Source organism: Rhizobium fabae (genome assembly GCF_003985135.1).
Taxonomy (GTDB): Bacteria; Pseudomonadota; Alphaproteobacteria; order Rhizobiales; family Rhizobiaceae; genus Rhizobium; species Rhizobium pisi.
Genome location: NZ_ML133649.1, coordinates 212,729 through 226,467, shown reverse-complemented (window position 1 = coordinate 226,467; position 13,739 = coordinate 212,729). Strand labels below are relative to the sequence as shown.

The following is a 13,739-nucleotide window of genomic DNA, read 5'->3' as shown; positions in this document are numbered from 1 at the left end:
TTTGCAAAATGCGATAATCTCTCTTATTTTGTTTGTCAACCGCCAAAGGAGCAGACAGTGTCGGAACAGCCGGTCGCAACGCGCAGGCGCAATCAGGAGAATATCGGCCAGCCGCGCCGCATTCCCAGCCAGAAACGTGGCCGTGAGCGTTTCGAAAAAATCCTCGCCGTCGCCGCCGAGCTGATAGAAAGCAATGGCAGTGACGGCTTGAAAATGAGCGAGATCGTCGAAAAGGCCGGCCTCTCCTTCGGTGCGCTCTACCAATATTTTCCCGACAAGACCTCGATCATCCGGACATTGGCCGACCGCTTCAACGAGCAGGGCAGGCAATGCGTGGAGGCGGAATTGGAGAAGGTGAGGGACACTGAAAATCTGCGCACCGCACTCTGCGTCATCGCCGATGAATATTATGCCTTCTTTCGCCGCGAACCCGTCATGCGTGATATTTGGCATGCGACCCATACGGACAAGCTTCTTCAGGAGGTAGATGCCGAGGACATGGAATTCCACGCACAGGCACTGCTTTCGGTGTTACAACGGTTGTGGCCGGCCCGGGCCGAGGCCGAGCTTCTGGCCATCGCCCGGCTGACGATGCAGCTGCTTGCGGCCGCCGTCCGCTATGCGGTTTCGCTTGACGAGGAAGAAGGCGCGCGGGCAATCGCGCTCTTCAAGAAGATGCAGGTTGCCGATATCGATCGGCTGCTGGGCTGACATCCGTCTTCCGTCTGGAAACCGGGCGCTCTTGCTGCTATTGCCGCTTTAACGTCAGCCGAAGGAGAGCCGCATGATCCAGACCACGTTTCCCGACCGCGCCGTCATGGCAGAGCTGCTGGCAAAGATGCTTTGGGAGATCAAGGCGGTGCACTTCAACGCCGAGACGCCCTACAAATATGCCTCAGGCATCATCAGCCCGGTTTATATCGACTGCCGCAAGCTTCTGTCCTTCCCGCGGATCCGCTCGACCGTGATGGATTTTGCCGCCAGCACCCTCTTGCGCGACGCTGGCTTCGAACAGTTCGATTGTATCGCCGGCGGCGAAACCGCGGGCATTCCCTTCGCGGCACTGCTTGCCGATCGCCTCGGCCTGCCGATGATCTATGTCCGCAAGCAGCCGAAAGGCCATGGCCGCAACGCGCAGATCGAGGGCGAGATGAAGGAAGGCTCGCGCGTGCTGGTCATCGAGGATTTGACGACGGCCGGCGGCAGCATGTTCAGGTTCATCGATGCCGTCCGCGCCGCCGGCGGCATCGTCGACCACGGCATCGCGCTTTTCTTCTACGGTATTTTCGCGGAAGCCCAACAGCGCTTCGCCAACGGCAAGGTCCAGTTCCATCATATCGCCACCTGGCGCGAAGTTCTTGCGATCGCCAAGGAGCGGAAGCTCTTCGACGACAAGACGCTGTCTGAAGTCGAAGCCTTCCTCGATGCTCCTCTTGCCTGGTCGGGAAGGAATGGGGGCGTAAGTGAGCTTTCGCTCTAGCCTTTTGACAAAAGCTCGCTTAATCGATTGAAGAACATGTCAGTGCTGTTGGGAGGAATTCGATGATTTTGTGCTGCGGCGAAGCGTTGATCGACATGCTGCCGAGGGAAACGACGTCAGGCGAAAAGGGCTTTGCGCCCTATGCCGGCGGCGCGATCTTCAACACGGCCATCGCGCTCGGCCGTCTCGGCATTCCCACGGCTTTCTTCACCGGCATTGCCGATGACATGATGGGCGAAATCCTGCTCGAGACGCTGAAGGCAAGCAATGTCAATTACAGCTATTGCGCCATCACGCAGCGTCCCTCGACCATCGCCTTCGTCAAGCTGGTGAACGGCCAGGCGACCTATGCCTTTTACGATGAGGGTACGGCCGGCCGCATGATCACCGAGGCCGACCTGCCTGATCTCGGTGACGATTGCGAGGCGCTGCATTTCGGGGCGATCAGCCTGATCCCGAGCCCCTGCGGCGAAACTTACGAAGCGCTTCTCGACCGCGAAGCCGCAAGCCGCGTCATCTCGCTTGATCCGAACATCCGCCCCGGCTTCATCAAGGACAAGCCGGCGCACATGGCCCGCATCAAGCGCATGGCCGCCAAGTCCGACATCGTGAAATTCTCCGACGAGGACCTCGAATGGTTCGGCCTGGAAGGCGACCATGATGCGCTGGCCGCCCACTGGCTGGCCCACGGCGCCAAGCTCGTCGTCATCACCAAGGGTGCCGAAGGCGCCTCCGGCTACACGAAAGACCGTAAGGTGACGGTACCGAGCCAGCGCGTCGTGGTCGCCGATACGGTCGGCGCCGGCGATACCTTCGATGCCGGCGTGCTGGCCTCGCTGAAGATCGATGGTCTGCTGACCAAGGCTCAGGTCGCCTCGCTCGACGAGAAGGCATTGCGCAATGCTTTGGCACTTGGGGCGAAGGCTGCGGCCGTCACCGTGTCGCGTGCTGGCGCCAACCCGCCTTGGGCAAAAGAGATTGGGCTTTAAGACTTAAGTCAGCTCCTGCCCCTCATCCGGCTGCCGCCACCGACCGAGGTGGAGCCACGTGTCTCGACCCGTCCTTCGGACCCCCGCTTGCGGGGAGAAGGGACATGCCGCGCCCTTTCCGTCCCCAGCCTGCGTCTCGTGTGGCAAGTCCCCTCGCCCCGTTTACGGGGAGAGGGTTAGGGTGAGGGGCAAGCGAGCCAATTCCTCAACGCCTATTTCGCAAGCTTCGCCAGCGCCGCTACCAGGCCCTGCGTCGAAGAGTCATGCGAAGCCGCACTCTGCTTGCCTTCGACAACGGGCAGCAGGCCCGTCGCCAGTTCCTTGCCGAGTTCGACGCCCCACTGGTCGAAGGAGTTGATGCGGAAGAGCACGCCTTCGACGAAGACTCGGTGCTCATAAAGCGCGATCAGGCGGCCGAGAGCATAGGGCGTCAGCTTGTCGTAGACGAAGGTGATCGACGGGCGGTTGCCGGTAAAGACGCGATGCGGCGCGATGAAATCGGCCTTCTTGTCGTCCATGCCCTTGTCGGTCAGCTGCTTCTTGGCTTCCGCGAAGGTGCGGCCCTTCATCAGCGCTTCCGACTGGGCGAGAACGTTGGAGATCAAAAGCTGGTGCTGGTGGCGAAGCTCCGGCTCGAAGGCGTTGGCAGCGATCATGAATTCGGCCGGGATGATGCTCGTGCCCTGATGAATCAGCTGGTAGAAGGCATGCTGGCCATTGGTGCCGGGTTCGCCCCAGACGACGGGGCCGGAATTGCCTTCGACCGGCGTGCCGTCGATGGTGACACCCTTGCCGTTCGATTCCATGTCGAGCTGCTGCAGATAGGCCGGGAAGCGCGACAGGCGCTGGTCATAGGGCAGGATGGCGCGGGTGGGATAACCCAGCACATTGCGATGGTAGAAGCCAATCAGGCCGAGCAGCATCGGCAGGTTTTCGGTAATCGGCGCCTTACGGAAATGATTGTCGACGGCATGTGCGCCATCGAGGAACTTGCCGAAATTCTCCGGGCCGACCGCGATCATCAGCGGCAGGCCGATCGCCGACCAGATCGAGTAGCGGCCGCCGACCCAGTCCCAGAAGCCGAAGACGCGGGCGCTGTCGATGCCGAAGGTGGCAACCTTGTCGAGCGCCGTCGAGACGGCGGCAAAATGGTGCTGCACGGCCGCTTCGCCGAGCGCCTTGGCGATGAAATTGCGCGCCGTCTGCGCATTGGTCATCGTCTCAACGGTCGTGAAGGTCTTCGAGGCGACGATGAAGAGTGTCGTCTCGGGCTGAACGAGTTTCAGAATATCGGCGATATGGGCGCCGTCGATATTGGAGACGAAATGCGCGCGCGGTCCGTCATGGAAGGGAGCAAGCGCCAGCGTCGCCATGACAGGGCCGAGATCCGAGCCGCCGATGCCGATGTTGATGACATCAGTAATCGCCTTGCCGGTGGCGCCCTTCAGCGAGCCGGAGCGGATGTCGTCGGCGAACTTGCCCATAGCGGCAAGCACCGCATTGACGTCGGGCATGACATCCTTGCCGTCGACCAGAACCGGCGTGTTGGACTGGTTGCGCAGCGCGGTGTGCAAAACGGCGCGATCCTCGGTGAAATTGATCGCCTTGCCGGAGAACATCTCCTCGCGCTTCTTCTCGACACCGCCGTCTTCGGCGAGTTTCACCAGGAGCTTGAGGATGTCGTCATTCACGGCCGTCTTGGAAAAATCCATCAACAGGTCGTCAAGCGAGACCGAGAAACGCGAGAAGCGCTGCGGATCGGCCGCGAATGCGGCGCGGATATCGGTCGCCTTGGTGGCATCAGCGGTGCTTTTCAGCTGTTCGACGATGGCGTTCATGGGAGGCTCCTCTGGAGGCGGAAAGGGTTGCGGAAACTATTCGCTTTATCGGGGGCAAATCAAGTTCAGCTGCCAATCGAAATATGAAAAAAGCCACCCGCGGCAAGCGGATGGCTGTCAATTTCATGAGACCGTCAAATTCAGCCGCGCAGGTCCTTGCGCAGGATCTTACCAACAGGCGACTTCGGCAGTTCGGTGCGAAACTCGATGAAGCGCGGGCGCTTGTAATTGGTGAGGTTGGCGATGCAATGGGCTTTCACCTCCGCTTCCGTCAGGTTCGGATCCTTCCTGACGACGAAGAGCTTCACAGCCTCGCCGGAATGCCCATCCGGCACGCCGATCGCGGCGGCTTCGAGGATGCCGGCATGCATTGCGGCGACTTCCTCGATTTCGTTCGGATAGACGTTGAAGCCCGAGACGAGGATCATGTCCTTCTTACGGTCGACGATCTTGGTATAGCCGCGTTCGTCCATGAAGCCCATGTCGCCCGAGCGGAAATAGCCGTCGGCCGTCATCACGCACGCGGTTTCCTCCGGCTTCTGCCAATAGCCGGCCATCACCTGCGGCCCGCGGATGCAGATCTCGCCAACCTCGCCTGATGGCAGCGAATTGCCATTCTCGTCGCGGATATCGAGTTCGGTGGAGGGTATTGGCAAGCCGATCGTGCCGGTGAACTCGGGTGAATCGAAGCGGTTGGCGGTGGCGACAGGCGATGTCTCGGACAGGCCGTAGCCCTCCGTTATCGCCGTGCCTGTTATCTTTAGCCAACGGTCGGCGACCGGGCGCTGCACAGCCATGCCGCCGCCGAGCGACATGATGAGCGGGGAGAAGTCGAGCTTGGCGAAATCGGCATTGTTCATCAGCGCATTGAACAGCGTGTTGAGGCCGGGGAAGATATGCACATCGGACTTTCCGAACTCCTTGACGAGGCCGGGAATGTCGCGCGGATTGGCGATCAGGATGTTATGCGCCCCGAGCGACATGCCCATCAGCGAATTCACCGTCAGCGCGAAGATGTGGTAGAGCGGCAGGGCGCAGAGGAAATTCAGTACCTCCGGCTCTTTCTTGCGCCCGAAAGCCGATCGGAGCCAGAGCGACAGCTGCATCTTGTTGGCGAGCAGGTTGCGATGCGTCAGCACCGCGCCCTTGGCAACGCCTGTCGTGCCGCCGGTATATTGCAGGAACGCGATGTCGCCGCCTGCAAGCGCGACCGGCTGAAGCTTCTTTGCAGCACCTTCGCGCAGCACCCGGCCGAAGCTCTTATGCTGAGGGATCGACCAGGAGGGAACGAGTTTTTTCACCTTACGCACGGCGAAATTGACGATCAGCCCTTTTGGTCCCAGCATTTCACCGAGCGAGGTGACGACCACATGACGCAGGTCCGTCTTGTTGAGGACCTGCTCCACCGTGCGGGCGAAATTCTCCAGCACGAAGATCGCCTTGGCGCCGGAATCCCGCAACTGGTGTTCGAGCTCGCGCGGCGTATAGAGCGGGTTGACGTTGACGACGACAAGGCCTGCGCGCAGGATGGCATAGGTCGCAACCGGGTTCTGCAGCACATTCGGCATCATCACCGCGACACGGTCGCCCTTCTCAAGGCCGATGCTTTGCAGCCAGGCGGCGACCTTGCGCGTCTGGCTCTCCAGTTCGCGGTAGCTCATCGCCTTGCCCATGCTGGAAAAGGCGGTGCGGTCGGCGTAACGGGCGCAGGATTTTTCGAGGAGTTCGGCAAGCGAGGCATGTTCCAGCGGCGGGAGCTCGGCCGGAATGATGTCGGGATAGCTGGCAAGCCAAGGTTTGCCCGGCTTGTCTCCGTGCGGATGGACGGAAATGCTGTTCATCGTGTCCTCTCTCCCTTGAGGCCGCCGCACCGGCGTGTTGCCGGGAATCGACTGAAGGATCCTCCATCTTTCAGTCCGGCAGCTTATGCCTTTGCCTGAACGGTTCAAGCCGAGATTGAAGCTATACTAACCTTGACGTAAACGTCAACATTCGCCGCCGCACGATAGTGGCGAGGGCAGGGAACTTTGAGTCTGCCATGGAGTTGATCATCCATACCAGCCATGAGGAACACCAAAAAGGAGGTGCACAATGTTGAACGAGGATACCGACGCCACCCGCCGCGACGAGGATGTCAAGGGCAAGCATTCGCTGATCGCCAGCGACCGCGTCGAGGGCACCCGCGTCTATGGGTCCGATGGCAGGCATATCGGCTCGATCGAACGCCTGATCATTGGCAAACGCGACGGCCGCGTAGCCTATGCCGTGCTGAGCTTCGGCGGCTTCCTCGGCATCGGGCACGATCACTATCCGCTGCCTTGGGAAAAGCTAAATTACGACACCAAGCTGGACGGCTATCGCATCGACCTTACCAAGGAGCAGATCGAAGGCGCCCCGAGCTATTCGGACGATGATGACACCTGGTACAACGATAATGGCCGCCGGGTCTATGATTACTACGGCGTGCCGCCCTACTGGATGTAACCATCGTCCGATGGACCGAGCTGGAAGGGCCCCGCTGGATGCGGGGCCTTTTTAGTGTTTGGCGACGAGATCGTTGGCCGATCGCAGCACGGTGCCGATGGTAATGTCTTGTACGACGATCGCCTTTGTCGTCTTGATCTCGAAGACATGGCTATCTCCCGGCAACAGCGTCACCAGCATTGAATCGACGACGGCATCCGGGTCGAGTCGATCCGCCATCAGGCAAAGCTCCTTGAGGAAATTCTGGGCCGTCACCTCGACCGCATACCCGCCATCGATCTCCGTGACATCGATCATCAGCCGCGGCGCCGGCAGATTGAGTTCGATATCCTCGACGAAATAATGGAAGGCGCGCCTGTCCAGCATCTGGACGACGATCACCTCATCCCTTGGTAAGTCAGGGTTTACGATATCCTCGGGCAGCGGAAATTCCTTTGCCTCGAAACGGTCGCAGAGCAGTCTCCAGAATTCGAACTCCGCAAGCATGGTGCCATCAAGCTTCATGCGCCTGCCGCTGATCTTCGCCCGCCAGAACAGCGTCCTCTCGTTGACCGCCACCGCCGCAAGCCCGCCGTTGCGCGGCTGGATCGTCAGCAGGCGCGGATCATAGGCTGCCTTCAGCGCATACCAGAGCGGCTTGCGGCGCCCGGCCGAATCGAGGGCGGCCCATGAGGTCACCGGCCAGCAATCGTTGAACTGCCAGACCACCGCCCCTTTGCAGATATCCCGATGCGAGCGCATGTGCTCGACGCCGAAGCGGATGGCGCGGGCCTGATTGAGCTGGGTGGCGAAGTGCCAGTCGTCCATCGTTTGCGGCTCCGGCAGATGCCCGGACAGGCCGCGGATCAGCTTGTCATTGCCCTGCGTTGCCTTCTGATGGTGGAAGACGCCGTTCGATTGCGGCGTCAGCGGCGCATCATGCACGCTTTCAGTGATCGTCGCCCAGGCGGCCGGCGCCTGCCAGCCGAATTCGGAGCAGAAGCGTGGAATATAATTGCGGTAGACTTCGTAGCCGACATCGTTCCACACGTCCCAGATATGTTTGCAGCCATGCGCGTCGGCATTCGGTTCGATCTCCATCGAGCCGGAATAGGGACTACCGGGATAATAGGGCCGGTCGGGGTCGAGCTCAGCGCAGAGCTGGGGCAGCAGGTCGAGATAGTAGCCGAGCCCCCAGCTTTCGCCCGCCTTGATGATCGGCCGCCAGCCCCATTCGTCGAAGCCCCAGATGTTTTCGTTGTTGCCGTTCCAGAGGACCAGCGAGGCGTGCGGCATCAGCCGCACGACATTGTCGCGCACTTCCGCCTCGACCTCGCTTCTGAGCGGCTCCTCCTCTGGGTAGGCGGCGCAGGCAAAGAGGAAATCCTGCCAGACCAGCATGCCGGCCCGGTCGCAGGCCTCGTAGAATTCGTCGCGCTCGAAGATACCGCCGCCCCAGACGCGCAGCATGTGGATATTGGCGTTCTTCGCCTCCTCGATCCGCGCGGCATAGCGCTCGGCCGTCACGCGCGAGGGGAAGCAATCGTCGGGGATCCAGTTCGCTCCGCAGATGAAGAGCGGCACGTCGTTGATGATGAAGGTGAAGGCGGAGCCATGCGCGTCGGGCGAGGTATCGAGCCGCAACGAGCGGAAACCGAGTTCGCGCTTGAAGCTGTCGAGCAGATCTCCGCTGGCCTCGTCGATCAGCCTCAGCGTCATCGGATAGAGCGGCTGTGCACCGAGATGGTGCGGCCACCAGAGCTGCGGCGAGGGGAGGGCAAGCTCGAAGGCGACCTCGTCCTCGTCACCGCCAATCGCCACCGTCGTCGTCACGCCGCCGATCTCGGCGACCAGCCGGCACGGCGTCCTGTCGCCATGCCGCGCCAACCGGGCATGCACCGTCACCAACCCGTCGCCGCCGGCAAGCGTTGCCGATACCCGTGTTTCCGCAAGTCGCGCCCGATCCCAGCTTTCCAGCCGCACGGGCTTCCAGAGGCCTGCCGTCACCAGCGTCGGGCCCCAGTCCCAGCCGAAATTGCAGGCCATCTTGCGCATCAGATTGCCTGGTCCCGGATAGTTGTTGGGACGGTAGCCGTAATATTTCTCCATCTCGGCGCCATAGGCGTAGGCCGAGTGGAAGATCACCGCGAGTTCGTTTGCCCCGGCCCTCAGCAGTCCCGACACGTCGAAGCGGTAGGTGCGATGCATGTTGAAGGTGCGGCCGATCTCTTCGCCGTTGAGGGTAATGATCGCGATCGTATCGAGCCCGTCGAAGACGAATTCCTGCACCCTGCCATCGTCAGGCACCGCCTCGAAGCTGCAGCGATAGGTCCAGTCCGTCCTGCCGATCCAGTCATTGGTGATCTCGTTAACGTCGATGTAGGGATCGGGGATCTGCCGGTTGGCGAGAAGGTCGAGATGCACGCAACCTGGCACCGTCGCGGGAATGGCGGAGGGCAGGCTGGGCCTTGCTGTATCGTTGCAGGAAAGCATCCAGCCGGAATTGAGCGCGGTCTTCTCGATCATGCCGGGTGCCTCAGAGAAACCGGCCGTGGCGCTGCAGCACCTCGATCTTGTACCCGTCGGGATCGCTGACGAAGAAGAACAGGCCGAAGAGCTTGCCGTCTCGGTTGAGTTCGACCAGCTCGCCCGGCTTGAGCCCAAGTTTCGACAGCCGCTCGCGTTCGACCGCCACCTCTTCGACGGAGAGCGCGAGATGGCCATAGGCATTGCCGAGGCCATATGGCTCGGTCCGGCCCTTGTTGACGGTCAGTTCCAGCTCAAAGCCAGTCTCGGCATTGCTCAAATAGATCAGCGTGAAGGTATCGAAATCGACGCGGTCGGCGACCGAAAGGCCGAATGCCTTGCTGTAGAATTCGACGGAACGCGCCTCGTCGAGAACGCGGATCATGGAGTGGATCATCTTCGCCAAGGCGGCCTCCCATTGCATCGATCACCGCAATCTTGGTAGCGGTCCTCTTACGCAGTGCGCAAGCCGATTCTTCGCGTGATCGCTCCTTCGATGAGGCCCATGGCGTCATAGATCAGCACCGCCATCAGGCCGACGATCAGCCCTCCCTGCAGGATGAAGGCGGTGTTGTCGGAAATCAGCCCGGCGATGATCACCTCGCCAAGGCCCTTTGCCGCAACCGTCGAGCCGATCGTCGCCGTGCCGATATTGATGACGGTCGCGACCTTCAATCCTTCGAGGATCAGCGGCAGGGCAAGTGGCAACTCGACGCGAAACAGCCGCTGCGTGCCGTTCATGCCCATGCCATCGGCGGCGTCGAGCACCTGCGGCGAAACCTGCTTCAATCCAGCGACGGTGTTTTCGAAGATCGGCAACAGGCCGTAGAGAAAGAGCGCAATCAGCGTCGGCATGGCGCCGAACCCGGTGGCGGGAACGGCGAGCGCCAGCACTGCGACCGGCGGAAAGGTCTGCCCCGCATTGGCGATCGCGCGCGATAGCGGCAGGAAGTCAGCCCCGCTCTCCCGCGTCACGAAGATGCCGCCGAGAACGGCAAGCACGGCGCTGCAGACGATCGATCCCACAACCAGCTGCAGATGCCCGGCGGCAAGGGAGGCAAGGCTGTTCTGGGTGTAGACCGCAGGCGCATTGTTGTTCGTCAGCGGCACCAGCATGAAGGACAGCCACTCCGTCCTGAACAGCAGGATCAGCAGCAGGGCGAGCGCCGCCAGGCGGAAGAGATTGGCGACGAGGAGTTTCATGCCTTGCGGCCCAGCTCGAGAAGCCGGCTCATCGAGATCGATCCCACGGGCGCCTTCTCTCCGTCCTGCACCGCCGCCTCGTCGACCCCCTGCCAGATCATTTCGGCGAGTGCATCGCGCAGGCTGAGGGACTGCGGCAGGGCATAGGCGAGGCCGCTCTTTGCAGGCTCCATGCTTTCCTTCAGCGGCAGCAGCGACATCAGCTTCAGCGCCCGGTCGGAGGTGCCGGTCAATTGCTGCACGAAGGGATCAGCTGGCTCGGTCAGGATCTTCTCCGGCGTCGAGCATTGCAACAATTTGCCCTGGCTCATCACGGCAATCTGGTTGCCGAGATGGAAAGCCTCGTCCATGTCGTGGGTGACGAGAATGACAGTCGTGCCGAACTGTTTCTGGATCGCCAGAAGGTCGTCCTGCGCCTTGCCGCGGATGACCGGATCGAGTGCGCCGAACGGCTCGTCCATCAAAAGCAGTTCCGGTTCGGCCGCAAGCGCCCGGGCCACGCCGACACGCTGCTGTTGGCCGCCGGAGAGCTGATGCGGATATTTGTCGGCGAAGGTCGCCGGGTCGAGATTGAAGAGCCCGAGCAGTTCCTCGACCCGTTTGGCGATGCGCACGGAATCCCAGTCGAGAAGCTGGGGAACGGTCGCGATATTCTGCGCCACCGTCCGGTGTGGAAAGAGACCGTGGCCCTGGATCGCATAGCCGATCTTGCGGCGAAGCTCGGTCACCGGGACATCGATCACATTCTGGCCGCCGACGAAGATCTCGCCTTCGGTGATCGGCACCAACCGATTGATCATCCGCATCAGCGTCGACTTGCCAGAGCCCGACGTGCCGACGATGACGGTGATCGAACCCTTCTCGACACACATCGAGACTTTGTCGACGACGGTGGCCGCGCCATAGCGCTTGGTGACGTTCCTGATCTCGATCATGGTCATGCAGCGGATCCCCGAATGCTGTCGATGACCGCATCGAGGATGACGGCCGATGAGAAGGCGAAGAAGACGGTCGGCACGGCGCCGAGCAGGACGAGGTCCATGGCTGTCTGGCCGAGCCCCTGGAAGATGAAGATGCCAAAGCCGCCGCCGCCGATGAGCGCCGCGATCGTCACCATGCCGATCGCCTGCACCAGCACGATACGAATGCCGGTGAGGATGACGGGAAAGGCAAGCGGCATGTCGATGCCGGTCAGGATCTGCCGGCGCGTCAGCCCCATGCCGGCGGCGGCATCACGCACCGAGGGATCGACGCCCTGAAGGCCGACGACGGTGTTGGCGACGATCGGCAGCAGCGAATAGAGCACGAGCGCGATCAGTGCAGGTGCCGTGCCGATACCGCGGACGCCGATATCGGCCGCCAGCGGCACATGGGTGGCGAGATAGCCGAGCGGCAGCATCAATAGGCCGAAGAGGGCGAGGCTCGGGATCGTCTGGATGAGGCTCAAGCCCTGCAGCACGACGGCGCGCAGCTTTGGCACCCAGAAGCAGAGGATGCCGAGTGGCAGGCCGAGAACGATGGCGATGGCAAGGGAGCCGAGCGCCAGCAGCAGATGCGAGATTGCCTCCGTCCGGAACTGTGGCGCCCGCGTGGAAAATTCCTTCATGATCGAGAGGCTGTCGAGCAGGCCTGACGAGAGCGAAAGGAAGAGCAGCGCCGTATAGGCCGCAAGGACTGCAACCCGCATCCAGGGCGCCAGCCTGATTTTGATGAGTGCATCGGATATGATGAGACCGATCACGGCGAACAGGACCCAGAAGCCGCCGCCGGGCGTCATGCGCGCCACCGTGCTGCCCGGCGGCGTCGCCGCCGTCGAAACGAGGCCGATCGCAGCAATCAGAGCCGCAAGGCAGAGTGTGGCGATCGCAAGCCGGGCCAGCGCATTGCGGAGAAACAGCGTGGCGAAGGCGGTGTGAAGCAGAAGGGCGGTCAGGATGATGACGGAGGGCTGGGGAAAGAGCTGCGTGAGCAGCATCGGCTTGCCGGCGGCGATGCGGTTCGCCTTCACATAGATGAAGGGCATCAATGCCGTGGCCGCAATGCCGCCGGCCACCAGAACCACTCCGAGCCGGTCCAGCCTGCGGACCGCTGAGGTTTCTTCCATCAATTCAATCCCGTCTGGCCCTGTCAGCAAAGGGAGGCTCCGCCCGCAGCCGGGCGGAGCAGGGGGCGACTACTTCAGAAAGCCTTTTTCCTTGAGATAGGCCTCGGCGACGGATTTCGCCGGCTCGCCATCGACCTGGATCTTGGCGTTGAGCTTGCGCAGTTCGTCGGCGGTCAGGCCCTTGAAGATCGGCGAGAGAACTTCCTCGATCTTCGGGTTGGCCTTCAGCACCTCTTCGCGGATGATCGGCGTCGGCGCATAGACCTGCTGCACGCCCTTGTCGTCTTCGAGAACGGTAAGTTCGGCCGCCTCGATCGCGCCGTCCGTGCCGTAGACCATGGCGGTGTTGACGCCGTTCGTCTGGTCGGCGGCCGCCTTGATTGTCGCCGCCGTGTCGCCGCCGGAGAGAACGACCATCTGGTCGGGCTTCAGCTGGAAGCCGTAGGTCGTCTGGAAGGCAGGAAGCGCGCCGGCCGAATTGACGAATTCGGCCGAAGCCGCAAGCTTGGCGGCACCGCCGCCGGCAACCCATTTGCCGAAGTCCGTAAGGCTCTTCAGCTTGTTCGGGCCGGCGACGTCGTTGCGCACGGCGAGCGCCCAGGTGTTGTTCGCCGGCGAGGGCGTCAGCCAGACGATCTTGTTGGCGTCGTAGTCGAGCTTCTTCGCCAGTTCATAGCCCTGGTCGATATTCTTCCAGGCAGCATCGTCGGCCTTGTTGAAGAAGAAGCCGGCATTGCCGGTATATTCCGGATAGATGTCGATTTCGCCTGCGGTGATCGCCTTGCGCACGACAGGCGTGGCGCCGAGCGCGATGCGGTCCTGCGTCTTGATGCCGTTCGCTTCGAGAGCGAGCGCGATGACGTTGCCGAGCAACGTGCCTTCGGTGTCGATCTTCGACGACACGACGACGTCGGCGGCCTGGGCCGCACCCACCGCAAAGGCGGAGAGCGAAACGGCAAGTGCGAGTTTCTTCAGCATGGAATATCCCCTTGTTTAAACACCGTTGACCCTGCAGCGGCGCACGTCTTTCAGACGTGCAAAGGACGCTGCAGCACTTTGAATAGCCGCATAATTTATCCTGAAGTCGGCTCCGATTTCAGGAATCATGCAGTGCCCAAGCCCTTGGTAGGACTTGC

12 protein-coding genes are annotated in these 13,739 nt (G+C 61.7%); 4 read left to right on the top strand and 8 right to left on the bottom strand.

Annotated elements, in window-relative coordinates; translation table 11 throughout:
• Positions 1-57: 57 nt before the first annotated feature.
• The 3 genes from EFB14_RS12325 (at position 58) to EFB14_RS12315 (ending at position 2,469) form a co-directional block, all read left to right on the top strand.
• Positions 58-711 carry a TetR/AcrR family transcriptional regulator gene (locus EFB14_RS12325; protein ID WP_125842156.1) on the top strand — a complete coding sequence of 218 codons (654 nt, stop codon included), beginning with the start codon at positions 58-60 and terminating at the stop codon, positions 709-711.
• Between the two features lie 73 nt (positions 712-784).
• Entirely contained in the window at positions 785-1,480 is a 696-nt protein-coding gene (locus EFB14_RS12320; RefSeq protein ID WP_126825621.1) for an orotate phosphoribosyltransferase, read from the top strand.
• 62 nt (positions 1,481-1,542) lie between these two features.
• The gene (locus EFB14_RS12315) at positions 1,543-2,469 is read left to right on the top strand and encodes a carbohydrate kinase family protein (RefSeq protein WP_126825618.1); all 927 of its coding nucleotides are present in this window, start codon (positions 1,543-1,545) and stop codon (positions 2,467-2,469) included.
• Positions 2,470-2,681: 212 nt separating this feature from the next.
• On the opposite strand, the gene pgi is transcribed toward EFB14_RS12315, so the two are convergent.
• Positions 2,682-4,307 (bottom strand): glucose-6-phosphate isomerase, encoded by a 1,626-nt coding sequence (gene pgi / locus EFB14_RS12310; protein WP_126825614.1) that lies wholly within the window; start codon positions 4,305-4,307, stop codon positions 2,682-2,684.
• A 140-nt stretch (positions 4,308-4,447) separates the two neighbouring features.
• Positions 4,448-6,148: a long-chain fatty acid--CoA ligase gene (locus tag EFB14_RS12305; protein ID WP_126825611.1), complete on the bottom strand. Its 1,701-nt coding sequence runs from the start codon at positions 6,146-6,148 to the stop codon at positions 4,448-4,450.
• A 250-nt stretch (positions 6,149-6,398) separates the two neighbouring features.
• Between EFB14_RS12305 and EFB14_RS12300 the strand changes: the two genes are divergently transcribed.
• The gene (locus tag EFB14_RS12300) at positions 6,399-6,791 is read left to right on the top strand and encodes a PRC-barrel domain-containing protein (protein WP_125842166.1); all 393 of its coding nucleotides are present in this window, start codon (positions 6,399-6,401) and stop codon (positions 6,789-6,791) included.
• Between the two features lie 51 nt (positions 6,792-6,842).
• Here the strand turns inward: EFB14_RS12300 and EFB14_RS12295 are convergent, their stop codons facing one another.
• The 6 genes from EFB14_RS12295 to osmF form a co-directional block, all read right to left on the bottom strand.
• A complete protein-coding gene (locus tag EFB14_RS12295) occupies positions 6,843-9,296 on the bottom strand; it encodes a glycoside hydrolase family 2 protein (RefSeq protein WP_125842168.1) in 2,454 nt (817 codons plus the stop codon).
• 10 nt (positions 9,297-9,306) lie between these two features.
• On the bottom strand, positions 9,307-9,702 hold the full coding sequence (locus tag EFB14_RS12290; RefSeq protein ID WP_125842170.1) for a VOC family protein: 396 nt from the start codon (positions 9,700-9,702) through the stop codon (positions 9,307-9,309).
• Between the two features lie 47 nt (positions 9,703-9,749).
• Complete coding sequence (locus tag EFB14_RS12285; protein WP_126825608.1) at positions 9,750-10,499, bottom strand: ABC transporter permease; 750 nt, start codon at positions 10,497-10,499, stop codon at positions 9,750-9,752.
• On the bottom strand, positions 10,496-11,440 hold the full coding sequence (locus tag EFB14_RS12280) for an ABC transporter ATP-binding protein (protein ID WP_126825605.1): 945 nt from the start codon (positions 11,438-11,440) through the stop codon (positions 10,496-10,498). The genes EFB14_RS12285 and EFB14_RS12280 overlap by 4 nt, the downstream gene beginning before the upstream one ends.
• Entirely contained in the window at positions 11,437-12,603 is a 1,167-nt protein-coding gene (locus tag EFB14_RS12275) for an ABC transporter permease (RefSeq protein ID WP_126825602.1), read from the bottom strand. The genes EFB14_RS12280 and EFB14_RS12275 overlap by 4 nt, the downstream gene beginning before the upstream one ends.
• A gap of 69 nt (positions 12,604-12,672) precedes the next feature.
• Positions 12,673-13,581 (bottom strand): glycine betaine ABC transporter substrate-binding protein OsmF, encoded by a 909-nt coding sequence (gene osmF / locus EFB14_RS12270; protein ID WP_125842178.1) that lies wholly within the window; start codon positions 13,579-13,581, stop codon positions 12,673-12,675.
• Between the last annotated feature and the right edge of the window lie 158 nt (positions 13,582-13,739).

Excerpts from the sequence above, each read along its gene's own strand:
- EFB14_RS12320 (WP_126825621.1), top strand. The coding sequence starts at position 785 with ATGATCCAGACCACGTTTCCCGACCGCGCCGTCATGGCAGAGCTGCTG.
- EFB14_RS12315 (WP_126825618.1), top strand. The coding sequence starts at position 1,543 with ATGATTTTGTGCTGCGGCGAAGCGTTGATCGACATGCTGCCGAGGGAA.
- pgi (WP_126825614.1), bottom strand. The coding sequence starts at position 4,307 with ATGAACGCCATCGTCGAACAGCTGAAAAGCACCGCTGATGCCACCAAG.
- EFB14_RS12305 (WP_126825611.1), bottom strand. The coding sequence starts at position 6,148 with ATGAACAGCATTTCCGTCCATCCGCACGGAGACAAGCCGGGCAAACCT.
- EFB14_RS12300 (WP_125842166.1), top strand. The coding sequence starts at position 6,399 with ATGTTGAACGAGGATACCGACGCCACCCGCCGCGACGAGGATGTCAAG.
- EFB14_RS12295 (WP_125842168.1), bottom strand. The coding sequence starts at position 9,296 with ATGATCGAGAAGACCGCGCTCAATTCCGGCTGGATGCTTTCCTGCAAC.
- EFB14_RS12285 (WP_126825608.1), bottom strand. The coding sequence starts at position 10,499 with ATGAAACTCCTCGTCGCCAATCTCTTCCGCCTGGCGGCGCTCGCCCTG.
- EFB14_RS12280 (WP_126825605.1), bottom strand. The coding sequence starts at position 11,440 with ATGACCATGATCGAGATCAGGAACGTCACCAAGCGCTATGGCGCGGCC.
- EFB14_RS12275 (WP_126825602.1), bottom strand. The coding sequence starts at position 12,603 with ATGGAAGAAACCTCAGCGGTCCGCAGGCTGGACCGGCTCGGAGTGGTT.
- osmF (WP_125842178.1), bottom strand. The coding sequence starts at position 13,581 with ATGCTGAAGAAACTCGCACTTGCCGTTTCGCTCTCCGCCTTTGCGGTG.